Here is a 23,903-nt window from a genome sequence, read left to right as displayed (position 1 = left end):
GCTGGGCGATGTTTCGAGCCTGGCGAACGGATGTAGATGAGGATGAGGACGCCCCAGTTATGGGCCCTGAGAATGACTCGAACACTGACCATGAAAGTTCAAAAGGGCATCGTGGAGGCTATACAGGTGTGCGGGTAGAGGGGGAGTTTTGGCGTGAGGAATGGATAGACCACCAATCAAAAAGCCTACGCGTTCGTGGAGATGCAGATCCGAACCTCCCGCAATTCATCGTGGAAACCGATGGAGCGCGAATGAGATCAGCAGAGCTTGATAACGAGGACATAGGCCGCTGGCTATGGTTTCGAGCCAGCGCTGTAAATGAGCTTCTGAGTAGCCGGGGATTCAAGTTAGAGTGGTACACGGCTGAAACTGGAGCTATTAATTCGACGTCAGGATATAAAACTCATTTCGGGCTAAACAATTCGGACCTTATCACCGTATATGCTTATGACATCGCACGACTCGCCCCATGGGAGCAACATGTTTGGGCGGGGCATAATATTGCTCCTGAAGGAAAGGTTTCGAGTGAACTGCTAGACGCACAGATGAGGGCTAAACCGGCATCAACATATGCAGTTGAAGAAATGTTTTTCGGAAGTATGAGGCTTTTAACCGACGGCTTCAGACATAAATATGGAATATCTCTTTTCACCCATGATATTGATGACGCCGAAGCGGGGCAGCAAATATCCAGGTTTGCAAGCAAAGACAGAGCGTCCCTACTCAGGTTAGCGAAGGACATCATTCGCGTATTCTCGGACAGGCTCAACATAACCGAGCTACGCAAACTTTCTACACACCAAGAGAAAGCCAAACTCGGCTCAAACAAGTTACTCCAAAGTATTTTGGCTGAGAAAATTGGAGACAACAAAGCTAGGCAAGTATTTGCTGAGATTGCCGGTGCTTATGATATGCGAGTGGGAGATGCACACCCTACTGGCTCAAAGGTTATAGACGCGATCAAGCTCGCTGGCGTCGATGAAGAAAACTCGCCATTGCGGCAAGGAGAGCAACTCATCCACAACGTTGGGCAGTCGATCTGGTACACAGGGAAATTCTTGTTCGGCGAGATTGATGACTCGGACGAACAGCAATGACTGCTTCTGGCCGATTGCAGCCCTTCATGAAATGCAGCGATCGGCCAAAAGCGGACAATTAAACAGGGTTAGCAGCCCTTACTTGAAGCTTGAAGGCGTTTACAAAAGCAGGGTGATCCAAGCTCAACGTTTTGCAGCATGTGATCGGTCTCCTCCAGAGACCGGTACTGCAGGCATTGTGCCTATCTGAGCATTTGTGACAGTATCGCCCGATTGACATCAAGAGCTTCCTGAGATCGTCATGGGACAATAAATCTCTCATAGGCGCGGGCGAAGACTTGCCGGTGGCCAGGGGCTGAGACGAGGCTGTAGCCAAGCTACCATCACACAAGGATAGTCGTGGTTATGTCGTACATTAACTTGCCCAGTGATCAGCAAGCCGCAATCAGCGCCGTCGACGAGACGGTGCTTCGGGCAGCAGTACGCGAGTGTTTAGATGAAGAACGCGTAGGGCCTATTCATGGCCTTGGTCTCAGTGACTGTGGGCCCTACGTCGCTACCAAGCTCCATAGGTTCCAACAAGCAATCGCTGAGTACATCAAGGCCAAGGCCCATGTTAAGCGCGAACGCACTCGGCAGGATGCGCTGCATGCCGGCAGTGACCTCATTCACGCCGTGCAGCACATGAAAGGGCGGCTCGAAACTGAACTCCAAGAGGGGGAATTGTTCTTCATTGACGATCAAATCAGGCCGCCTTTCCATCTCAGCAAACGGCTATCAGTGCGAGTGCCGTTCCGTTGGCGAGCGTCGCCGTCTGCTGACTGGAAGCACGGGCAACTGACTTTCGTCTACGAATTCTCCCCCCAGCCCAGCTACAACCAGATGCCCAAGCGTAAACCCAGCGCCGCCCAGGTTGCGAGGGATCTCGAAGATCGTCTGTTCGGAGAGTGGGAAAGCTTGAAGGATCAGGCGCTCTTCTCCATGAAGGAGTTCTTCCGCGATGGTGGCGACGGTGATGATGTGCCTGAGGTGTTCGCGGTGAGGCCTAGTTCCTATGGCGGAGGCCTGAATAACCTCAGCTGTAATTTTTGGCAGCCCGAGAGGCCGGCCCCATAAATTTGGCAAGCCATCGGCTCCGGTGCCGGTGGCTGGTATAAGCGATCGTCCGCCCACCACGTCTGCGCGGGCGTTCCGCAGCGTCGTGAACCGCAGACCAAAACGATGACGCCGAGCCCTTATTGACCCAGGGCCAAGCGTTGGTCGTAGCCGGGCGATGCCATTGATCATTTCAGGAGTGGATGATGGAAAAGGAACAATCGGCTACCAAAATCGCTGGCCCTAAGCCGCAAGACTTCCTGCGAGCAAGACGTCCGGAGCAGTTCTCAGATTCCGTGAAGCTACAAGAATCGACCATCGACCGCTCCATGCTGGAGTACCACTTTGAGACTCTAAATAATCGAAGCCAAGAGCTTGAGTTCGAAATCTTCGTACGGAAACTTTGCGAGCGGGAAGTCTGTCCGAACTTGGTTGCTCAGACCGGCCCGACTGCGGGTGGAGACGGAAAAACCGATACCGAGACGTACCCTGTCTCCAGTCAGATAGCCTTTTTCTGGGGGCTAAACGAGACTCCGGAGTCCGAGCGATGGGCGTTCGGTGTCAGCACCCAGAAAGATTGGAGGGCAAAATGCAGGAAGGACGTCGAGAGCGTCATGTCGACAGGGCGTGGCTACGTCCAGATCTTCTGTGTCACCAGCCGTTTCATCAAGAACAGCTCCAGAGCGGAGCTTCAAGACGAGCTTTCCAAAAAGTATGACGTCAAAGTCACAATCCTTGATCGAACCTGGCTGCTTGATAAGACGCTGCAGCCCAAGAATCAGCACCTTGCCGTCGATCACTTAGGTCTCACTGGCAATATTGAGAGCAAGATTCAGATCGGCCCGTTCGACGCTGACAAGCAAATTCAGCTCACAGAGATCGAACGCCAGATCGAACAGATTGAAGATCCGGCCCATCTGACGCTCTCCCAGGTCGACCTCTACACCAAGCGGGCCATCATTTACAAAGAGCTGGAACATGATGCCGTTGCTGTGGAGCACCAGTTCAATATTGCTGTGCGGACAGCGAAAAAGTTTGGTACCCAGAGACAGCATTTCGACGCCCTTTACCAGCTAACCTGGGCCGCGTACTGGTGGCTGGAAAATGCCGATCTCTTTGAGGAAACCTTTGAGAAAACGCTCTGCGTGGCCCGAGAGACCGACAACGTTGAGGTGTGGGAAAAAGTCGTAACGTTGTTCAATCTGGTGGTCACCACTCATCGAGACGGTAAGTGTACCCTTGATACGGACTCCATTGAGGCCACCATTCGAGAAAAGCTGAACTCGATAGCCGACAACACGGACATGATAAGCGGCGCATTACAAGCCAAGACCTCTCTGGCGCTTCTGGATCTGCTGGTTGCCGAAAATGAGGAGCAAGCCAGTAACACCTTCCGGTCTTTGGGCGAAATCGCTGATAGTGCTCATAAGCTGATTGGCTACCCTATGGCTCGTCTCGTCAACTTGCTCGAAGAGCTCGACGTGGCCTTTGGAGATCTCAAGGCCTACGAAGATCTCATGGATAAGCTCTTTGATGATGCGGGTGAACGGGAAAATAGCCGGATAAAGGCAGATAAGTACCTGAGACGAGGAGCGCTGAGCAGCGATAAGCACGATTATTACAGGGCGATCAAGTGCTTAGGATTGTCTCTGTATGGGCTGTATAGCAGTGAAAGCAAGGCGGAAGTCTTCGCCGCCCTTTATATGTTGTCCCATGCGTACGATAAGCAGGGCCTGCTGTGGGCTGCGCGAGGAGCAGCGCTGATGGCAGCGTATGTGGTCACCTCTGACGCACTGAAGGAACAGCGAAGCAGTTCTAAGCAAGCTGCTATTTACCAACGACTCATGTGGATCGAAGGTCAACTAGGTCGTGTGAGTCAGTCTTTGACTTGGTACCACTTATCTCAACTTGTCTCTCAAGCGGTGGATGAAAAGCTGTGGACAGAAAATCAGAAAATGAATTATGAGGTTCTGATTGGTCAGCTATTTCTCAATGCTAATTTTTCAGACGTTGAAAAAATAGCCTGGCTGCCGGACAAGCTGAATCAGTTGGATCTAGGGCTCAGCGCAGATGCGCTATTGGTATGCTTAGGCCATGAAGATAAAGCGGGGCCTGAGGGTGAGCCAATTGATTTTCACCTCATGAACATGTGGCGCAGTATCGATATGGGCGCTCCGGTGGCCCCGCTCGACCTTTATCTGGATCGCTGGACAACCATAAGCTCCTGTATCCTGGGTTGTAAGGTGTCTGTGTCCTTCCCGGTAAAGTCTCCATGCATTGAGTTAGCGCAGCAATTGCTTGCTGTGCTGGAGAGCTTCTGCGCACCGATGATGGCAGATCATGCAACGGCTACAGTACCCGCCGTGAACATTGATATCTTATTGGAAGATGAGGATGGCTTCATACTGCAGCACAGCTTCGACACCGCTGCGCAGGTGACCTCTGCTGAGATCCTCTGTTCACCGTTCAGCATTGCCAGTTTGACCGATGAACAACGAGATACGATCAGGCAATTTTACAGTGAGTTTTGCCTTCACTTTGTGTCCATTATTTGCCCTCAAATAAGCTGGTCGAAAATCGAAGAGATGCTGCGGAAAGACAAGGCCTTGGAGCGATCAGTTATCTTCAATTGTAATATTGGATTGGACAGCTATTTTATGGGGCGTAATGCTGTACTTGGCATCGAGTCTCATCAGGATGACGCCTTAGAATTTTACAAGCCAACTCGGCGCGTAACTTGGCATGAGCACCACAATATAGAACCTATGGACTGGCCCTCTAAATCTGATGAGCCTGAGGAGCGTCCAAAACATCCGTTTCAGTTTTCAACAATGAAGCATAGAGAGCTTAAAGTTGTTTCTATAATCCAAGAAAGCCTGTGGAGTCAAGCCGGCTGGAGGGGTTTAGGCTTTCAGACATGCGAAGGCGAAGTTCCAGTGCTGATATTCGGCTTCGAAAATGCCGCTATCGGACATAAGATATTTGAGAATATCGCAAAAACTATCGGAGACAAAGATTCCAACAATACCTTGCGCATCGCATTGATACGGGGTATTGACAGTCAGAACCCTGCGCATTATCGCGTGGCTGTTACAAGTAATCTTGAACGATTTTGTGATGGGGCTTCAAAAATCCAAACTGCACTGTCTAGGCTACATACCATCACGCCGAGTTCTTCTGGAAATATTGAAAGATTTTTGAAGGATTACGAAGTGCATAAGAAGTGTCATGTTGCTACGGTGAATGCCAAGGGTAAGCTCGTTAGCCATTTGATAACTTCTGGGGTTGTTGTCATGCATGCCTGGGAGATCGACGAAAACGACCAGGAGATTTCGGCTATTCAGCCTGACGACGATGTCTTTATTCCGATAAGCATGGAAAACCCTCCAATCAGCCGTGCGCTGGCGAAGATTCGATCATTTGAAGGCAGATGAGGGGTTGTGATCTGCCCCATGCATCCCATCAACGGCGCCGGGGAGCCTTGTGCCTTTGTGACGAACGACGTATTCAGATGAAGCCAGACTGATCCGAGCATCCGCTAATGGCCGAGAGCAAACTGTGACTAGATAGGTAGAGAGCCGCACATCCTGTGGAGCATTATCTTGATGCGATGGGCAAGGAATATTTTGTATTTCCAGTAAAGCGTCGACATCAAAAAGGGCCCGTCTGGGCCCTTTTTCAGGTGAAGCGGCTTTATTTCTTCAGCCATACCTCGACGACATCAGCGCCGTGTTGTTCACTGCTTTCATCTGTTCGTTACTCCAGTTGGCTCACGAGTGCAACCTGTTGATGTGTCGAGATATTGTTGAGCTGAAGCAGATCCTGCGCGCCGTAGTTGCGCGCTCGGCCGGATAGTTCATGCCACGTCCAGTTCCCGACAGTTTCGCCTTCCTGCGGAACCGCCAGTTTCAACAGGCTCACTTGATCAAGGCCGAGCAGGTTGTAATTTGCCCACAGCCTTCCGCCCACATCGAAGAGTGCCTTAGCGGCTTCGTTCCATTTCTCTTCCAGCACTGTTTGAGAAAGCCACAGGGCGTCGCGCTCTATGCCTCTGTGCTTTTCCTGTGCTTCGGCGATGTATCGATCCACGGTGAGCAGCTCCTGCTCCAGCGCGGATAGAATCAGGCCTTGTCGACGATCATGTTCGGCAGCGGTTGCCAGGTTTTTTGCGGCTTTTTGCGCATCGGCGTTGGCGGTCTTTTCGCCTTCGGTGTCGCCCCATGCGACGGCCTGTGCATACGCAGTCGCGGCGTTCGTTTCGGCCTGCCGGGCTTTGGCCATGTCCTCTACGGCCTGTTGTTTGATCTGTTCAAGACGGGTGCTGAGGCTCTGACGTTTTTCATTCAGCTCCTGCTTGTCAACGCCAACTAAAAAGTGACCCCCTTCCGTGCTAAATCGCCAACTTAGTTTTGACCCCCCTCGGGTTCATATTTTCGAGCCGGTTCGGCCCGAGACGATTTGATTCCTGCTTTGCGCTTGTCCTTGAGTCGATAGCTTTCACCTGTCATCTGCACGATATGGGCATGATGTAACAGCCTGTCCAGCATGGCCGCTGTCAGTGTTTGATCATCCGCAAAGGTTCCGGCCCACTGGGTAAACGGCAAGTTACTCGTGAGGATCAGGCTGCCTTGCTCGTAGCGCTTGGCGACAACATTGAAGAACAGGTTGGCTTCATCACGACCAAACGGCAGGTAACCGATTTCATCGATGACCAACAACCCGGGGGCCATCACCACACGACTGAAGTATTCCTTGAGCCGTTCCTGGCGGTGCGCAGCGGTCAGTTGCAGCATCAAGTCAGCCGCAGTGACGAAGCGGGTTTTGATACCGGCCATCACTGCCCGGTAGGCCAGGGCGATGGCCAGGTGGCTCTTGCCTACACCACTAGGCCCCAGGAACACGATGTTCTCGGTACGCCCAACAAAACTCAATGCTGCCAGCTCCTGGAGCTGTGCCCGGGGGACGCCGGTGGCAAACGCGAAGTCGTATTGCTCCAGCGTTTTCACGGCGGGCAGCGCGGCAGTTTTCAGCAGGGCCTGTCGAGAGCGTTCACTTCGGGCATCGGTCTCGGCAGCCAGCAGCTTTTCGAGGAAGTCGGCAAAGCTGTCTTCGCCGCTTGCTGCTTGTTGGGCAAGGTGCGGCCAGTCCACCCCGACGCGCTCAAGCTTTAGCCCCTTGCATAGTTCTGTCAGGCGAGCATGTTGAAGGTTCATGCTCTCACCTCCAGCAGTTGCTCATAAACCGACAGCGGATGCTGCAAGCTCTCGTACGGCAGGACCCGCCCCAGGCGTAGGCCTTGGGCGGGTTGTGGGCGCAGGCTCTGTGTTGGCAGTGGTAATAGTACCTGCTGCTCTTCGGCCAGACGTACCGCTGGTTGAACACCCGTCGTGCCGTGAATCCGCTGATGAGCGACTTCGTCGAGCCATTGGCCGATATGTGCGTTGGCCGTCACCACATCCAGCGTCAGACCCGCACTCTTGAGCGTAGCGGCCAACGGGGTAATGAAACTGCCCTTCAGATACCCGTTGAAGCGCTCAACCTTGCCCTTGGTCTGGGCACGGTAAGGGCGGCAGACCTTGGGAATAAAACCAAACTCATCGGCCAGCGCAGCCAATCGGGGATGCCAACGGTGCAGGCCCTCCCCAAAAGCGTCTCGCTCGGTGATGATGGTTCCGGCGTTATCAAACAATGCCTGCTCGGGCACGCCGCCAAAGTAAGCGAACGCCTCCCGAAGCCCTGTCAGCCAGGCTTCGCTGTCCTCTCGCTCGGAGAAACGGACAAAGCTTGCTCGACTAAAACCAAGTGTCGCCACGAACGCCTTAAGCGGCTGACGGCCTCGTCGAATGGTGGTGAAGTCCACCTGCATCTGCTTGCCGGGCAGAGTTTCGAAACGTACCACCGGCTCTTCTGCCTTACGTTTGAAGGGGCGAATATAAGCCTTCAGACGACTGACGCCGCCGCTGTACCCCAATGCCGTGATCTCACGCAGCAGGACGGTCGCCGGAATCCAGTGCGGGCGCGCTGCCTCAATACGCTCATGCAGGTAGTCCTTGAAGGGGTCGATTTTGCACGGACGTGCGGGTCTCACCTTGTCACTGGGTAGCGACCGGGCCTTTCGCAGGTACTTGCGCACGGTGTTACGCGAAATACCCAGCTCACGGGCGATGAATTTGATGCCATGGCCCTGACGGGCCAATACTTTAATTTCCACAGACTGCTCCTGGGTCAACATATTGGCAGCTCAAAGCCGCCAGTTTTACCCAGGGGGTCAATTCTAGGTTGGCGTTAGGGGGTCATTTTTACAGTGGCGGTGACACCTGCTCATCGGCTTTCCAGGTGTTCATGGCCTCGATGTAACCCGCCATCAAGGAATGGCTGTTGATAAGGGTCTCGCGGCGATTGATCTTCCGATCCAACAGGTCCGCATTGTGCTTGCGCGCATCGAAACGCGTTTTCAGCTCGTTGTACTTGTCGCGCAGTTCGCGCTCCTGGGCAGGCTCAATGGACTGCTCATTTTCCAGCGCTGCTTCAAAAGGCAGCATCTGGGTATGCAACTGATCAGCCTCTTTCAGCAGTTGATCGCGGCGGTCTTTCAGTTCTTGGATCTCGTTCATGTGTCTGGTCTCTGTTCAATTCGATAGGGAGTTGGTTGTGTGGCTGGCGAGGCCGGGAATCAGCCGGCGCTACCTCGATCAGCGGGGATGCACTCAGGCAGCCCGAGCCTCGCTTTCAGCCAATCCCGGAATCGTCTTCACGATGTAGCAACGTTGCGTGCCCAGCCCGGGCAAGCGCACCAGACTCGATGCCTTGCCGTCGTTCCCCGGCTCAATGACACCGCGCTGCAGCAGCTCCTTGTTCACCGCATTGATGTTCATGCCCCGGAAGATCTCCGAGCGCCAGGACTCGGGCAGCACGTAATACGTGTTGGTGGTGTGCAGGGCGTCGCCCAGACCGTGTTCCATCGTCTTGCGAAAGCCCAGCCGGTCGATGGTGCGCGGACCGTGTTCATCGATCTTTGCCGCTGCCGATTCCCAGCGGGTAAATCGGCTCTCGCCGAACCGCTCGATGACCTGGCGCAGTCGCGACACGATTGCGTCACCTTCGAAGTTACCGACGCCGCCACGCTCGTTCATCCATGCATTGAGGCACACCCGAGCAGCGGTGGTGGCTGTGCCGTCGGGCCAGCCAGTTATCCCCATCGCGGTGGCCAGCTCACCCGCTGCGGCGGCGAGGCCAAAGCGAGCGGCGGCACGGTGAGCTTGTCCGCTGGCCGACGCGGGTAACGATTGGGCGATAAAGCCTTCCAGCGTGCGGCGCAGGATGGCGGACCAAGCGTGGCGTTTGTCGGGCTCACACAGCGCTGTGAGAAAGGCGGTGAGCGGTGTGCCGTAGTATTTCGCGACTCGTGCTTTGAGTGCGTCGGACAGCGCTGCTGCATCATCGAAACCGTTCAGGGTATCGAACATGCCCAAGCCTTTGCTGGCATCGGCGGGAACGGCGAGCATGCGTACTTCCATGCCCGCTTTCAGCTCCTTGTTCGCTTCGGCCATGTGCTGGGCCAGCGTCTTCTCGCCAGTGGAGAGGAACAGCAAACGCCACTCCTGTACCTGCCGACCGGCCTGGCCTCGATCATTAGCCCGTGCCTTGCCAGTGCCATTGCCGAGCATGTAAACCGTCTCGCCGATGATGCGCGGATCGCACATGCCGATCTCATCCAGTACCAGAAGCCCGTCCGAGTGCGCAGCGGCGATGGATTCGAGTGCGTTGTCGGTCGAGCGCCAGGAACGTACCAGGCGCGGTCCGCCGTAGATCGATGCAGCGACCTGCAGGTGTGTGGTCTTGCCGCCCGAGCTGTCACCGTACAAGTGAAAGCCGCCCGACTCATGACCCAGCATGTGCAGCAGCGGGCCAGCGAGGGCCACGCCGACCACAAATGCCAGACGATGGTTTCCGATGCACAATGCGCCGATCTGCTCTTGCCATTGCTCAAGCGTGCCCGCCTCGCTGATCGGCGGAAGCTGAGAACCGGCCTCGTAGAAGTGCAGGTGTTCGCTGTGTACGCCGACCTGTTGTTCCGGCAGGAGAAAGGCGCTGTCGTGCCAGCCCAAGCGAGTGACCAGTCGAGCCCGTTGCGCGCTGTCGAAACCGCCGAGGTAACTCTGCAGGTCGTTACGTGCATTGCGGCCTGATCGACTGCCAGCCAGGCGCAGGCCCATGTCCACCAACGGGCCGAGTACGTCCTTGCCAAAATCGCCGGTCATGGTGCGCGCCGGAATGTTCCAGCGTTTCTTGGCTCCGTCGGGATCGTCGAACTCCACGAGCAAGCCCCAGTTGTGGCCTTTGTCGTCTCGGGTCCGGGCGAGGATTTCCAGAGGCGAACACACCGGGCGCGCTTCGCCGTCGTCGCCTGCGTAAAACACACCTTCGGGTGTCAGGCGAAAGCCACCGGGCATAAGGTCGTTTTTTGATTTCGCAGGGCGCTTGGCCGCTGGCTTTGCCTTCGCTTTCGGAGTGTGTTCGGGCTCCTCTGCTGCTGGTGTTTTCTCTTCCGCTCCAAACAGCTCGCCACTGCGCTCCAACTCGGCGAAATGGGCGGCTGTCCAGTCTTTGCCAGCGGCATCGGCGGCATCATCGCCGTCGTCCCATTGGCCACCTTTGGCGAAAGCGGCGCGTTCGTTTTTCATCGTAGGTTTGCGCTTGAATACCTCCAGCGCCATGACCCGGACTGAGCCTGCGCCTATTTCGCGCAGCTTGGTGGCGACAGCGTCCATGCAGGCTGTGCCGCTGGCGTCGTTGTCCGGCCACAACAGCACGTCGCGACCCTTGAGGGGTGTCAGGTCGGCTTTGTGCCAAGAGTTGGAACCGTTCGGCCAGCAGGTGGCCACGTAGTTCGGCATCAAATCAGCAGCTGCATCTGCGGCTTTTTCGCCCTCGCACAAGACCACCGGCGCATCGGCGCGCAGCGCCAGTTCATCCCGACGCAAAAGCGGTCGAGGTTCGGGCAGCCCTTGCCAGCGCCATTGGGTCGTTTCGCCGTCGCTGCGTTTGCACCAGGTCAGCGGCGCAAACACTTTCTTCGGTTTATCGTCTTCATCGGGGGCCAGGTCAAACCGGTACAACGCCATGAGCGGCTGGCCCTGATCATCGCGGTAAATCCAGACCTTGGACGGAGTGCCGTGCTGCCGATGTTTAACCGGGCACTTGTTCATCGCCTCAGTCGGGATCGGCTGAATGGCGATCCAGTCGGGGGCTTTGCTTTTGGCCGGTTCGGGCTTGGTCGGCGCGGAGTCAGCGGTTACGCCAAGCAAATCCGCCAGTTTGTTACAGGCCTCGACGTCAGTGCCGCCGTCGATGTAACGCACCAGGTCGATCAAATCGCCGCCCTTGTCGCCTGTTGCGAAGTCAGACCAGGTGCCTTTGCTAATACTGATTTTCAGAGAGCCCGCACGCTTGTCTGCGCGAGTGGGGTTTGCTGCGGTGTACTCCTTGCCGCCGTCTACTCGCTTCCCGTTGGGCAGCCAGTGAGCAAGGACCTTATCGATGTTGCGCAGTGCGGCAGTCTTTACCTGTGCGAACGAAGGGCGCTTTTTCGTGCCGGAGGCGCTCATGGGCGATCCTCCGTCGGGAACTGCAGGCTGGTGGTCACGTCATCAATGATGGCCTTGACCATATCGCCCAGGTAATGGGCAGCCCATGCAGCGCTGCTGTCGTCGTTCATCCCGGCTTGGAGCGTGAGTTTGTTGATGCAGTCAGTCAGCAGGGAGGCATGTTCCAGTGCCTCTTCGCACGAAATACCCGCATTGACGCTGAACAGTGCCTGATTTTGTGAGTTGCATTTGGCAAAGGTGGTGTGGCCTGCGGTGTTGCCTTGGAAAGCGCTCACAAGGCACCGCCTTGCGCAGGCTTGCGGCCCAGATCGTCCGCATGAAGCGCCAGAGTGCGTATCAAACCCAGCGTGCCGCGCACGTCCCAGAGGGCGGCGGCGATGACGTGGTTGGCCAAGCTCGGCCCGTCGTTTTCAAACTGATCTTCTAGCAGCAACAGCACCGAGCTGGCCCGGTCGACGGCGCAGGTGATGGCGTCGATGGGAATACCAGCGTCGGCTGCTGGGTTAACACAGAGCAGGTCTTCGGGCAGGGAGAAACTCAGGGCATTGTTCATTGGGCACCCCCTGCGGTTTCCAGGGCGCGTGCTTTGGTCATGTGAGCGTTGTAGCGGGCAAGGCGTGTAGCGAGGCTGGAATTGGCGTGTAAAGCGGCGAGAGCCATTGCGCGATGGGCAGCGGCGCGATTTTTGAACGGATTGAGACTGGGCATCTGGCAAAACTCCTATTGTTGAGGAGCTGCCACGGTTCGCCGTCAAACGAATTAGGGTGGCAGCTGTGTGTAGGTTGACGGACCGGGACAATAGGAACCCGGCAGACCCGAAGGTCTCCCACACACAGCCGCCATAAAACAGGAAAGCGGGCACAAAAAAAGCGCCTGCAATCGTAATGGGGGCGCCTGTGCGCCTATTGTTCATCGGGCCGTCAAACCCGGTCGCTGATTTTGCAGCGACGGCCAGAGAATAACGTCCGGTTTTGGGATGTGCAACTGTTTGAGCGACTTGCACTCGCGCTCGATGCGAAATACATTTGACGTGCATGTAGATTTACCTCAACGCCTCCGGTTGCCCCCGGAGGCGTTTTCATTTGTGCGTGCGCCGAACCTGCGACGTGATAGCCCGGTGTTCTGGCTCCAGATCGGGGCGAGCAGATTGGGGCGGGGAGGGCTCAAGCCACCTTTACTTCGGTATCAAAACAGCGGAGCGGGGACTTCGCCTTTCAGCCAGGCGAGAATTTTTCGATCTTCGTTACATCGGCGGCGGTGCATGACCGTCAGGTAGTCACGACGCTCGGCAATGCTCTGTTCGATGTAAGTCGCCCGGTCGTCTTGCAGACGCATTTCGCTGTGCAGCTTTTCGCTGTTGGCCTGTTCGGTGGCGAGATCGGTGGCCACGTAGTCCTGCCAAAACTTCGACTCATTGGCGAAGCCGCCAGACTGGTCGACCAGCCAGTAAGTCACCCAGTCATTGAGGCCGACCGTTCGCAATGCCCTACGGCGACCTTCCTTCATCGCGAAATGGCCAGTCCCATGCACGCTGGCGAACTCGCGGCGGATCGCATGCTTGCGAATCCACTCGGGCACATTCCAAGGGTTGGGTCTGAGAGGAAGAGCCAGGCCGTCTGCATTGAAAAAGATCGCTTCTTGCTCCAGGCCATTCCAGCTGACGCCCGCAATGGTGCGACTTTTCCAGTTGAGCTCGTCCGGCCTGTAGAGCTGGAACCCGATGCTGTAGGAGTCGATGAAAGGTCCGTCACCTTTTGGGATGCGATTGTTCATGCGGCCACCTGGTCGCGAGCAGCGATGCGGCCGCGCGCCCATGCCTGGACTTCGGAAAGCACCCAGGCGACAGGTGCGCCCCTTGATGTGCTGTCGCTGAGCTTGACGGGCTGTGGAAAGCAGGAGCCGGGCTGCTGCATGAGCTTGTAAATGGTTGAGCGCTTCATGCCCACAATTCCCTCTACCTCGCGCATGCGAATCAAGGTTGAGGCAGCGTCGAACAGCAGCGGAGCGTTGGCAGGTGTTTCGCGAGAGAACTCGGTTGCAGAGGTACTCATAGGGACAGCTCTCGATAGGTTTGGACTGACGAGAGCAATGATCTAGGCGAGGGATTTTAGCGGGCAGTTCACTTCCATTTGAAATTCTGGCTACAGGAGGTTGTGTTGCTTGAGAATCTCTTCAATCCTTTTACGTGTCAGCGGTTTCGACATTTCGAGAGTGGCCCAATCAGGACGATCGCTTTCCGGCTTGGTAACTTCTCTCTCAAACCAACGGTGCACGGTTGTGGTGACATAGCGACGCGACATGCCATTTTTCAGCAATCCAAGCGCGTAGTTCACGATAGCTTTATCACGCTGACTCATTTCGATTTTCCGATCTTTACCGCTGAGTACTCCCCCTTTTCGCCGAGTCGCCGCCTTGATGGCCTCAGCTACTGCGGGAGTTAGCTCGTCGTTGCGTAAGCTCGCCAGGTTCGTGATCGGCTCAAGGAATAGCGTATACAGATCAAGGGCGTTGATCCGTTCGTCTGGGCTCGCTTGCGATGACACGTACTCGCAGTAGAACTCCCACGGCCAGTCCGGCACCTTGCATGCCGGAGGGAAGGCATCTTGCTCGGCTGAGCGCATCCATTCACTTAGAGCTTCAAGTGCCTTTGCAGCGCAGGCCATTACATAGGCCGCGTGAGCTTGGTTATCTGTGGCGGAATCGCACCCGGTGAAATGACGAACCCAGTGGGCTACACGGGAGGACGCATCAGTCGAAGCGTACTGGAAAATTTGTTCTTCATGCTTGGTTGTGCGGATACACAAGGTGTCCAGGTCGCTATCGAACTCATCTGTTTGAATTCTTCGGCAGCATTTATCAATCAAGTTGCAGGCATCGATAATCTGCTCATCGCAAAGGCTGTAAAGTGGCTGAGCAGATAGATACCTGATCAGACTCGCCGTTGGTTTTGGCAGGGCATCTAGTTTTTGAACATGGTCTAACACCATGAGACCTGAACCTACGTCCATATCCCACGCCCTTTATTTGCGCAGTTAAGCCAGCGTGCAGCACGCTCTGTGCGACTCAGGAAGCGGCAGGCCACCAGCGGCAAAGGGGTCCCGGTCGTGTTACACGATTCAGCTACGTTACACACCGGGCGTAACTCTGATGCGATACGTGTAACTCTAAATAAATTCAATAAATTCAGATGGTTATGGTCTTTCGTTACACCTGAAACACGAGTTACACCGGTTTTGAGACGGGCACGGGTGTGGCCAATCATACTGCTTTCCCGAATTGTCCCTGAACAACATTACCCGCCGCGAGCTCATCAAGATGGTCGGCGTACCACTGCATCATTACAGCCCGTTGCTCCAGGTATTGAGCTTTGTTGTAAACGCCTCGTACGCCAGGCGCCTTGTGGCTCAGTTGAGACTCCACATGATCTGCGGGAAATCCGTGCTCATTGAGGATCGTGCTTGCGATATGTCGGAAGCCGTGTCCGGTCTGTCGGCCTTCGTACCCAAGACGTCTTAAGGCCATCAGGAAGACAGTATCGCTTCGGGGTTTGGTGCGGTCGCTTCGGCCAGGAAATAGAAGAGTGTATGACCCGGTGATTACGTAAAGTTGCTTGAGCGCGTCGATTGCCTGACGACTCAGTGGGACCAGATGCTCACGTCCCTTTTTGCGACCTTTTCGCTCAATCGGAACTGTCTGGGGATTCCATGACCATCCGGACACCCATTCCACCGACATCCGGACACTGATTCCACCCTGATCCGGACACTCATTCCACAAGCATCCGGACACCGATTCCACGGCCATCCGGACACTTTCAGGCAGGCAGCAACGCAGGACTATTCACTACTATCGACCTCTTTTTTCGAAGCGAAGAGGTCGTCGTGGAGCGTTTATCCATGCGTAAAATCCGAGAGGTACTACGCCTAAAGTTCGACGCCGGCCTGTCCGTGCGCAAGATCGCCGCCAGCTTATCCATCGGCCATTCGAGTGCAGGGGATTACCTTTGCCGGTTCGCCGCCAGTGGGCTTCAGTGGCCCATCGATATTTCTGATGCGGAGTTGAATCGACGGCTGTTTCCACCGGCAGTGCCGGTGCCGACCGACCAGCGCCCAATGCCTGACTGGGCGTGGGTACACGCGGAGTTGCGCCGCCCCGGCGTCACTCTGGCCTTGCTCTGGCAGGAATATAGACTCGCTCACCCGCAAGGCTTCCAATACAGCTGGTTCTGCGAGCACTACCGCCTTTGGGCCGCCAAGGTCGACGTGGTCATGCGCCAGGAGCATCGTGCTGGCGAAAAGCTGTTCGTCGATTACGCCGGGCAAACAGCGCCGGTCATCGACCGGCAAACCGGCGAGATCCGCCAGGCTCAGATCTTCGTCGCCGTTCTCGGCGCGTCCAGCTACACCTTTGCCGAGGCCACCTGGTCGCAGAAACTGCCCGACTGGCTGGGCTCGCACGTCCGCTGCTTTGCTTTTTTCGGCGGCACAACGCAGATCCTGGTGCCCGATAATCTGCGCAGTGGCGTGACTCAAGCGCACCGTTATGAGCCGGATATCAACCCCAGCTACCGCGATCTGGCCGAGCATTATGGCGTCGCCGTCTTGCCTGCTCGCTCGCGCAAGCCCAAGGACAAAGCCAAGGTCGAAGTCGGCGTGCAAGTGGTCGAACGCTGGATCCTGGCGGTGCTGCGCAACCGCCAGTTCTTCTCGCTTGGCGAACTCAATACCGCCATCGCATTGCTGCTGGATCGCCTCAATCACAAGCCCTTCAAAAAGCTGCCCGGCTCACGCCGATCAGCCTTCGAGGCCATCGACCAACCGGCGCTGCAAGGGCTGCCGGAACACCCCTACGTCTATGCCGAATGGAGAAAGGTACGCGTCCATATCGACTATCACGTCGAGGTCGATGGCCACTTTTACTCGGTGCCGTACCAGTTAGTGAAACATCAACTCGAAGTGCGGCTCACCGCCCAGACCGTCGAGTGCTTCCACGCCAACCAGCGCGTGGCCAGCCACTTGCGCTCGCTGCACAAAGGCCGCCACACCACCCAAACCGAGCACATGCCCAAGAGCCACCGCGAACACGCCGAGTGGACACCGCAACGGCTGATCCGCTGGGCAGAGCAGACCGGGCCAAACACCGCTGGCGTCATCGCCTACATCCTCGAACGCCGAATCCACCCTCAGCACGGCTTCCGCGCCTGCCTGGGCATCCTGCGCCTGAGTAAACAGCACGGCGAAGCGCGGCTGGAAGCCGCGTGCCAGCGGGCGCTGGCACTGGGCGCATGCAGCTACAAAAGCCTCGAATCGATCCTGCGCCAAGGGCTGGAGCGCCTGCCGCTGGCTCAGCAAAACCTGCCGCTACTGCCCGACGAGCACATCAACCTGCGTGGCCCGGGCTACTACCACTGACCTGAGAAAGGAGCTTCGAAATGCTACCGAATCCAACGCTCGACAAGCTACAAACCCTGCGCCTGCACGGCATGATCAAGTCGCTGGGCGAGCAACACGCAACGCCCGATATCAATGATTTGAGCTTCGATGAACGCCTCGGCCTGATGGTCGACCGTGAGGTGACCGAGCGCGAAGACGCCCGCCTGACTACTCGCCTCAAAGCGGCGCGGTTGCGCCACAACGCCTGCCTGGAAGACATCGACTACCGCAGCCCGCGTGGCCTGGACAAGGCCATGATCCTGCAACTGGGAGGTGGCCAGTGGCTGCGTGATGGCCTGAACTTGATCATCGGCGGGCCAACTGGCGTAGGCAAAACCTGGCTCGCCTGCGCGCTAGCCCACAAGGCCTGCCGCGACGGCTACAGCGTGCGTTACCTGCGCCTGCCGCGCTTGATGGAGGAGCTGGGCCTGGCCCATGGCGACGGCCGCTTCGCCAAACTGATGGCCAGCTACGCCAAGACCGACCTGCTGATCCTGGACGACTGGGGCCTGGCACCGTTTACTGCCGCGCAACGACGCGACATGCTTGAGCTGCTGGACGACCGCTACGGCAACCGCTCGACGCTGGTCACCAGCCAGATGCCGGTGGACAAATGGCATGCGCTGATCGGCGATCCGACCTTGGGCGACGCGATCCTCGACCGGCTGGTGCACAACGCTTATCGGATCGAACTGAAGGGCGAGTCGATGCGCAGACGCGCAACGAAATTGACGACAGCAGGGACTTCAGACTAACAATGCGAACCTGCGTCGCTGCGCTCCGACTGCCTGTCCGGATGATCGTGGAACGGGTGTCCGGATGTTGGTGGGCTGAGTGTCCGGATGGCGTGGAATCCGCACTGTCCATAGTTTTTTGGTTAAGTCGAACTCGGACCACGTCGCTTCGCGAAGCTCGCTAGGTCGAACGGCAAGTAACGTCAGAAGCTGTAGGCCAAGTTGAACGTCCTTTGCATGAGGATATGAGCTTATTGCCCTGAGCAGAGCGGGAAGCTCATCAGGCGAAACGTGGGCGTAGTTTTCAGCTTTACCAGAAGACAGAAATTTGTGAACACCTTCCAATGGGTTGTTCACGGCTCTGCCTGTCACACGAGCCAGGTCATAGACGTCTTTGCAATAAGCCCTGACCCTGCTCATCTGCTCAAGAATCCCTTGCTTCTCGAGACCTCTCAGCAGATCCATCCATTCCATCGACATAATCGAGATGAAAGGTCTTTTACCGAAAGATGGAAAAACGTGGCGCTCCAATGCGCCCATGACTCTTTTCGCTGTTCCTGCATCCCAGCTACTCATTCTGGATGCGTGCCACTCTCGTGCCATAGCCTCGAAGGTGTCGTTCGCGGCTTCAACATCAGCAGCCTTGCGGGCTTTTTTTGAGACGATGGGATTCTTCCCTTCGGATGCATCTGCTCGGAGCTCGCTCGCCTTCTGGCGTGCGAGGGCACCGCTGACTTCGGGGTATCCCCCTAGTCCAAGCCACGACCATTTGCCATCCGGTTTTTTGTAGCGCAGCTCCCATGACTTTTGACCATTTGGCTTGACCCTAAAGTAGAGACCAGAGCTATCCAGCTCTCTATACGCGCCAGCCTCAGGCTCAAGGCCTGCAAGGGTGGTGTCTGCGAGAGGGCGGCGTTTAATATCTGCGCGTTTCATCCATGTATGCCTCAGTTCAATTAATATTGAAGCATACACGTGGGCATACACGGCTGGGAAGGATAAGGGTAGACAGGGGTGGACAGCCAGACACAAGAAAGCCCGCACTGGGCGGGCTTCTTGGGGTGATTCATAGACTGCTGTGGACATCTATGGATCGGTACTTGGTGGCTACACAGGGACTTGAACCCCGGACCCCAGCATTATGAATGCTATGCTCTAACCAACTGAGCTATGTAGCCAAGTGGCGCGCATTATTCTCGGAGAACGCATATGTGTCAAGCGTTGTTGTGAAAAATAATTGCGTGCGATCAACCGGTTAGCTGGCTGCCCTCGCGCAAGGCAGGTTTTTCGGGCTTTTACCGGAACAGGGTGTCCATCAGCTCCATATCATCGAATTCTTCTACCCGCTCCAGCATCTCTGCCATGTCGCGCTGATCCCTGAGCCAGGCTTTAAGGCTTTTCGGGTCAGTCAGTGCGTCCAGTTCATCCTGTGCGTCGTCGAGGTGTTCACGTATGGCCTTGAGCTGCTTCACACATTTTGCATTGACCGTCTTGGGTCGGATGTCCTCATAGGGGTCCATCAGGAATTGTTCCCGGATCAGCATTTTGCGGTCGTGGATCTCGTCTTCCAGCTCTCTGAGTTGTTCGCTCAGGATACGGTTGAAGTGCTTCAGGCGTTTGTCGGTGATGTTGTCGATATGCGTCTGGTCGATCTGCTCGATCTCCATTTGCATTTGCAGCAGCGCCAGCAGGTTGTCATTTTCGTACGCTTCGTTGACCCGTTGCATGAGCGCCGTTTTCCGCTCGCGCTCATCGGCATCCTGCTCGCGGTCCGGGTGCAAGGCGCTGGCCAGTTTGCGGTAGATTTCGCGCAATGACTGGCTGCCTTCCGCCTCTTCCTGTTCACGGCGTATTTCGCTGGCAGTGGGCTTCTTCGGCTGTTGGGTGCTTTGCGCCTGTTCGGCCTGCTCGCGCAGTTTCTCTTCAATGTGCTGGGTCACATCATCTATGGAGTTCAGGTCGACATCGTCTCCCAGTTCCACGCCCAGCTCTTCTTCCAGCGAGGACTTGAACAGCTGGTTTTGCAGGCGCTCATCCTCGTCGTAATCGCTGCCGGTGTATTTGAGGTAGAGCTGCTTCAGTTCTTCATCGTGTTCGCCGCCCATGAGCGACATCGTTATGACACAGATGATTTCCAGCAACGTGGCTCTGTCTTTCTTGCTCAGACGGAACTGATCGAAGGCCACGTCGAGCAGGCGCAGCTTGGTAATTTCGTTTTCGGCCTGCTCGCTGAGCATCGGGACCAGCTCTTCGACCCAGAGCTTTTCGCAGGTTGTTGAAATAACAAGCCATTGCTGCAGAAGTTTGCGCCTGGTTTCGAGCTTTTCCATCAACGTGTTGAATTTCTTCTGACCGGCGCTCAGTTGAGGCCTGGACGGTTGCGCGACGATACGCGGTGAGGCGGGCGGTGTGGTCATGGCAAGACCTCCTTGACGAGGGGACCGCTAAGACGGGGTCAATCGGTTTGCCGAAGTTTACGTTTCCAGTGCTCTGTTAGGGATGAATATTTTGCTGCCCTGAAAGAGCCTTTCCAGCCTCGTGTACGGTCCGGTTCTTGCTTCAGTGTCGGCGGTACGTCAATTGCTGCGCCATATGGTACGAAAACCCATCATCGGCCGTGCTTTTCGTACCAATGTGAGGCGACACGTATCGCCATTGAAACAAGAACATGGCATTTTGCTGTTAGCGTTTTTTAAAAAAAAGCATCGCCTCTGTTTGCTCAGATCCGGCAGGTGTTCACGGGGAGTCGCAGGACATGAACAGTCTTCTGTCACCAGGCATGCGCCTGATGGGACATTTTGGTTTCGCTCGCAAGTTTCAGGTCTTGTTCCTGCTGTTCATGTTGCCGCTGGCGGGCAGCGCATGGGTCATCACCAAGGAGTACAGCAACAAGCTCGATGTCATTTCCGGCGAGCAATCGGGCGTGCGTCAGTTGCTGGCACTTGATGATCTGAATATTGAACTGGCTGCCCAGCGCGACCATGCCGCACGCTGGAAAGCTGCCGACATTCTGCGTGAACCGACCCCGGCTGCGAAAGCTGCGATGGCCAACGTCGATGCAGGCATCCCGCGTATCAGCAAAGCCCTGGAAGGCGTTGATGCCGCATTGAAGCGCGAAAACGCGCCTGCCGACACGATTAACCGTTTCAAGGCGCTTCAGGCGGCTGTTACCGGTCTGGACACTGCGTCATTGCGTACGGTGGGCTGGTGGCCCGATGGTTACGAGCGCTTCACGACGGTGCTGAACCTGGTTCAGGCGCTGCGCGAGCAAATCGCAATGGACAGCGGGTTGATTCTCGACCCCTGGCTTGAAACCTACATGCTCATGCAGCTTTCCACCCAGCAAGTACCGAATCTGATCGAGCGTATCGGCCGCCTGTCGAGTGTGGGGCAGACGTCAGTGGCATCGGGTCAGTTCAGCCTGCAGAGCCGCTTGCAGATGCGCGATCTGCGCGGTCGTATCGATGATTCCAAGGATCAGATGCAGAAGGCTGCCAGCCTGCTGTTATCCAAGCTCCCCGAACAGTTGCAGCCTTGGGCCGACAAGTACGCTGCGGTCAAACAGGTGCTGGAAACCGAACTGAAGGTCATTGATGACGGGGTTTTTGGCGGCAGCATCAAGCTCAAGCCGGAAGAGTTTGAAAAGAGCATCGACACCTTGACCGGCAGCACGGCGGATCTGCGCAGGCAGTCGCTTGATGCGCTCAATGGTCGCCTCGATTACTACCATGAAACCTCCAATATGGAGTTCATCCCGATGGCGGTGATCTTCTGTGTTCTGGTGATCATGGCTATCTATCTGTTCGCCTGCCTGCAATCCTCGATTCGTAACAGCGCCAGCGGCATTACCACGCTGGCTGAATCCATGCGTGACGGCAATCTGTGTGTCGAAGTGGCTGTGCAGGGGCGTGACGAGCTTGCCGCTATCAGCAGGGCGCTCAATGTTGCGGTTGTGCAGCTGCGTACCAGCCTGCTGGGCGTCAATCAGGAGACCGTACGCGTCGGCGATGCAGTGCTGACGCTGAATGCTCAGTCCAGTGGTACGCTGACCGAGGTCGAAGACCAGCAACAGCAGATCAGCCAGATCGCTGCGGCAGCAACCGAGCTGGCCGCTACTTCTCAAGGTGTGGCCAGAAGCTGTGAGCAGGCATCTGAAAGCGCAAGGCATACCCGGCGTATTGCCGAGCAAAGCAGCCAGGACAGCCAGCGCACCACCGATAGCATCCAGCAGCTCAATCAGCGTCTGACCGAAACCGCCGCCGCCCTGGGCCGGGTCAGCGAGCAGGGCCAACAGATTCAATCGGTGGTGGACGCCATTCGCGGTATCGCCGAGCAGACTAACCTGCTGGCGCTCAACGCGGCGATCGAAGCGGCGCGGGCAGGTGAGCAAGGGCGCGGGTTCGCGGTGGTTGCCGATGAAGTGCGCAGTCTGTCGCAACGCACGCAGGCCTCGACCGCTCAGATCGCCGGGACGGTCGACAGCTTGCGCTCCACCGTGACTCAGGCGGTGAACCTGATGGAAGCCGCCTGCGGACAGGCCGTCAACGATGCGCAGTCGGTAACCGGCCTGGGTGTTCGTCTGGGTGAAATCGCCACGGCAGTGCAGGGCGTTACCGATACGCTGGCGCAAATATCGACGGCCGTGGAGGAACAGGCATCGACCGCCGACGAGGTCAGCAGCAACATCCAGCAGGTCGATCAGGCAGCCGGGCGTTTGCTGGAAGGTGCGCGAGCGGTCAATCAGGCAGCGGATACCCTGAGCCAGGGCAGTCGGGCGTTGAATGACAATACGGCGCGGTTTCGATTGGGGTGATTGCGCGGCTTGCCACGTTAGACTGAAAACCCGGTGTGGCCATACCCAGCCGGTTTTTCCGTTTTTGTGGCCGTGATCTAAAAAGTTGGATCAGCGGATATGTATTCAACCATTTGATGACTGACGGGAGTCGACACAAGGCGTAAAATGCGCGGATTTTGCAGGCGAAAGGTTTCTTGAGAACGCAGCTCACCGAAAAACACAGGGCAGATGGTGTCAGCCCGCTAAAACGTCGAGGTTTATCCGAGTCGTCAGGCCATCCTCGCGTCGCTATATTGATGTGCACTTACAACGGGGCCGCGTACCTCCGTGAGCAGCTTGAATCGTTTTCCGCCCAGACCTTTCGCAACTGGGTTGTTTATGTTTCCGACGATGCATCGACTGATGACACCCTTGGCATACTTTCCGACTACCAGGCCCGCTGGGGGCGCGAGCGGCTGGTCATTTTCAGCGGGCCTTGCATGGGCTTTGCAGAGAATTTTGTCTCGCTGGTTCAGCGTTCTGAAATAAAAGCCGATTATTTCGCGTTCAGTGATCAGGATGACGTCTGGTTCAGCGACAAGCTAGAGAGAAGCGTAGGGCACCTTGAGCTACTGAAGCCCGATACACCGGCGCTTTACTGCTCCAGAACCCGGCTGGTCGATGCAGACTTGAAGGTCATCGGGGTTTCTCCGCTGTTCAAAAAAACGCCGTCTTTTAAAAATGCCTTGGTTCAGAGTCTGGCAGGTGCCAATACGATGCTGATCAACCAGGCGACCCGTGGTTTGTTGGCCAAATTGCCTGAACACGCTCCCCTGATCGCCCATGACTGGCTCACGTATCTTCTGGTTACAGGATGCGGCGGCCAAGTGTTCTACGACGCCGCCCCCTGCCTTTACTATCGCCAACACCGCGGAAACCTGATCGGGGCCAATGCGAGCACTCGAGAACGGTTGATACGATTTCGAAAAATGCTTTCGGGGCGATTTGCCAAGTGGAACGATGCCAATGTGGCGATCCTCAAGGACATGGAGTGTGTACTCACTGAGGAAAGCCGGCACGTACTGGAGTATTTTGAAAACGGTCGTAAGCAGCGTTTTTTCAAGCGCGTGTACACGCTTCGAAAATCCGGAATTCACCGGCAGACTGTGCAGGGCAATCTGAGCCTGATCCTGGCGGTGTGCCTGGACAGAGTTTGAGGTTGG

Annotated in this window: 16 protein-coding genes, 1 tRNA gene and 5 pseudogenes; 7 read left to right on the top strand and 15 right to left on the bottom strand. The window is 56.3% G+C overall.

The genetic code is table 11. The features are described 5' to 3' along the window. Positions 1 to 59 precede the first annotated feature (59 nt). From AC4ANK_RS24080 to AC4ANK_RS24070, 3 genes are all read left to right on the top strand, one after another. Entirely contained in the window at positions 60 to 1,097 is a 1,038-nt protein-coding gene (locus AC4ANK_RS24080; RefSeq protein ID WP_460384313.1) for a hypothetical protein, read from the top strand. 345 nt (positions 1,098 to 1,442) lie between these two features. Beyond that, the gene (locus tag AC4ANK_RS24075) at positions 1,443 to 2,153 is read left to right on the top strand and encodes a hypothetical protein (RefSeq protein WP_057446720.1); all 711 of its coding nucleotides are present in this window, start codon (positions 1,443 to 1,445) and stop codon (positions 2,151 to 2,153) included. A gap of 185 nt (positions 2,154 to 2,338) precedes the next feature. Continuing rightward, the gene (locus AC4ANK_RS24070) at positions 2,339 to 5,566 is read left to right on the top strand and encodes a hypothetical protein (protein ID WP_460414677.1); all 3,228 of its coding nucleotides are present in this window, start codon (positions 2,339 to 2,341) and stop codon (positions 5,564 to 5,566) included. 322 nt (positions 5,567 to 5,888) lie between these two features. On the opposite strand, the pseudogene AC4ANK_RS24065 reads toward AC4ANK_RS24070, so the two are convergent. The 12 genes and pseudogenes from AC4ANK_RS24065 to AC4ANK_RS24010 all read right to left on the bottom strand — a co-directional run. After that, a pseudogene (locus AC4ANK_RS24065) lies at positions 5,889 to 6,491 on the bottom strand (chromosome segregation protein SMC); the annotation flags it as partial. Positions 6,492 to 6,535: 44 nt separating this feature from the next. After that, positions 6,536 to 7,345, bottom strand: coding sequence for an IS21-like element ISPsy4 family helper ATPase IstB (istB, locus tag AC4ANK_RS24060; RefSeq protein ID WP_460383172.1), 810 nt, complete (start codon positions 7,343 to 7,345; stop codon positions 6,536 to 6,538). Beyond that, the gene (istA, locus tag AC4ANK_RS24055; protein ID WP_460383174.1) at positions 7,342 to 8,364 is read right to left on the bottom strand and encodes an IS21-like element ISPsy4 family transposase; all 1,023 of its coding nucleotides are present in this window, start codon (positions 8,362 to 8,364) and stop codon (positions 7,342 to 7,344) included. The genes istB (AC4ANK_RS24060) and istA (AC4ANK_RS24055) overlap by 4 nt, the downstream gene beginning before the upstream one ends. Positions 8,365 to 8,449: 85 nt before the next feature. Next, positions 8,450 to 8,746 (bottom strand): annotated as a pseudogene (locus AC4ANK_RS24050) (chromosome segregation protein SMC); the annotation flags it as partial. A 93-nt stretch (positions 8,747 to 8,839) separates the two neighbouring features. Beyond that, complete coding sequence (locus AC4ANK_RS24045; protein WP_002552110.1) at positions 8,840 to 11,740, bottom strand: DUF927 domain-containing protein; 2,901 nt, start codon at positions 11,738 to 11,740, stop codon at positions 8,840 to 8,842. Continuing rightward, complete coding sequence (locus AC4ANK_RS24040; protein ID WP_002552111.1) at positions 11,737 to 12,015, bottom strand: DUF3077 domain-containing protein; 279 nt, start codon at positions 12,013 to 12,015, stop codon at positions 11,737 to 11,739. The genes AC4ANK_RS24045 and AC4ANK_RS24040 overlap by 4 nt, the downstream gene beginning before the upstream one ends. Beyond that, positions 12,012 to 12,293, bottom strand: coding sequence for a hypothetical protein (locus tag AC4ANK_RS24035; RefSeq protein ID WP_057442812.1), 282 nt, complete (start codon positions 12,291 to 12,293; stop codon positions 12,012 to 12,014). Before AC4ANK_RS24035 ends, AC4ANK_RS24040 begins: the two co-directional genes overlap by 4 nt. Then, positions 12,290 to 12,448 carry a hypothetical protein gene (locus AC4ANK_RS24030; protein WP_002552112.1) on the bottom strand — a complete coding sequence of 53 codons (159 nt, stop codon included), beginning with the start codon at positions 12,446 to 12,448 and terminating at the stop codon, positions 12,290 to 12,292. Before AC4ANK_RS24030 ends, AC4ANK_RS24035 begins: the two co-directional genes overlap by 4 nt. Before the next feature lie 455 nt (positions 12,449 to 12,903). Continuing rightward, positions 12,904 to 13,513, bottom strand: a pseudogene (locus AC4ANK_RS24025) (hypothetical protein). Next, positions 13,510 to 13,791, bottom strand: a complete 282-nt coding sequence (locus AC4ANK_RS24020) for a helix-turn-helix transcriptional regulator (protein ID WP_002552114.1) — start codon at positions 13,789 to 13,791, stop codon at positions 13,510 to 13,512. The pseudogene AC4ANK_RS24025 and the gene AC4ANK_RS24020 overlap by 4 nt, the downstream one beginning before the upstream one ends. Before the next feature lie 90 nt (positions 13,792 to 13,881). Then, positions 13,882 to 14,727 (bottom strand): hypothetical protein, encoded by an 846-nt coding sequence (locus tag AC4ANK_RS24015; protein ID WP_031598275.1) that lies wholly within the window; start codon positions 14,725 to 14,727, stop codon positions 13,882 to 13,884. 271 nt (positions 14,728 to 14,998) lie between these two features. Continuing rightward, a pseudogene (locus AC4ANK_RS24010) lies at positions 14,999 to 15,433 on the bottom strand (tyrosine-type recombinase/integrase); the annotation flags it as partial. Between the two features lie 203 nt (positions 15,434 to 15,636). Here AC4ANK_RS24010 and istA (AC4ANK_RS24005) point away from each other — a divergent pair. Continuing rightward, a complete protein-coding gene (istA, locus tag AC4ANK_RS24005) occupies positions 15,637 to 17,151 on the top strand; it encodes an IS21-like element ISPsy14 family transposase (RefSeq protein ID WP_060410110.1) in 1,515 nt (504 codons plus the stop codon). A gap of 20 nt (positions 17,152 to 17,171) precedes the next feature. Next, positions 17,172 to 17,927 (top strand): IS21-like element ISPsy14 family helper ATPase IstB, encoded by a 756-nt coding sequence (gene istB, locus AC4ANK_RS24000; RefSeq protein ID WP_002555271.1) that lies wholly within the window; start codon positions 17,172 to 17,174, stop codon positions 17,925 to 17,927. Positions 17,928 to 18,017: 90 nt separating this feature from the next. Here the strand turns inward: istB (AC4ANK_RS24000) and AC4ANK_RS23995 are convergent. The 3 genes and pseudogenes from AC4ANK_RS23995 to AC4ANK_RS23985 all read right to left on the bottom strand — a co-directional run. Next, positions 18,018 to 18,842, bottom strand: a pseudogene (locus AC4ANK_RS23995) (tyrosine-type recombinase/integrase); the annotation flags it as partial. Positions 18,843 to 19,007: 165 nt separating this feature from the next. Beyond that, positions 19,008 to 19,084: transfer RNA gene (locus AC4ANK_RS23990), tRNA-Met, on the bottom strand. Positions 19,085 to 19,201: 117 nt separating this feature from the next. Continuing rightward, positions 19,202 to 20,323: a molecular chaperone DnaJ gene (locus AC4ANK_RS23985; protein WP_460384319.1), complete on the bottom strand. Its 1,122-nt coding sequence runs from the start codon at positions 20,321 to 20,323 to the stop codon at positions 19,202 to 19,204. Positions 20,324 to 20,661: 338 nt separating this feature from the next. Between AC4ANK_RS23985 and AC4ANK_RS23980 the strand changes: the two genes are divergently transcribed. Next, positions 20,662 to 22,719, top strand: coding sequence for a methyl-accepting chemotaxis protein (locus tag AC4ANK_RS23980; protein ID WP_002552118.1), 2,058 nt, complete (start codon positions 20,662 to 20,664; stop codon positions 22,717 to 22,719). 176 nt (positions 22,720 to 22,895) lie between these two features. Next, complete coding sequence (locus tag AC4ANK_RS23975; RefSeq protein WP_002552119.1) at positions 22,896 to 23,897, top strand: glycosyltransferase family 2 protein; 1,002 nt, start codon at positions 22,896 to 22,898, stop codon at positions 23,895 to 23,897. The last annotated feature ends 6 nt before the right edge of the window (positions 23,898 to 23,903 follow it).

The organism is Pseudomonas sp. Pmew2 (assembly GCF_058129885.1).
Note: the sequence above shows the minus strand (reverse complement) of the source record. Positions and strands in the feature narration are given on the sequence as shown.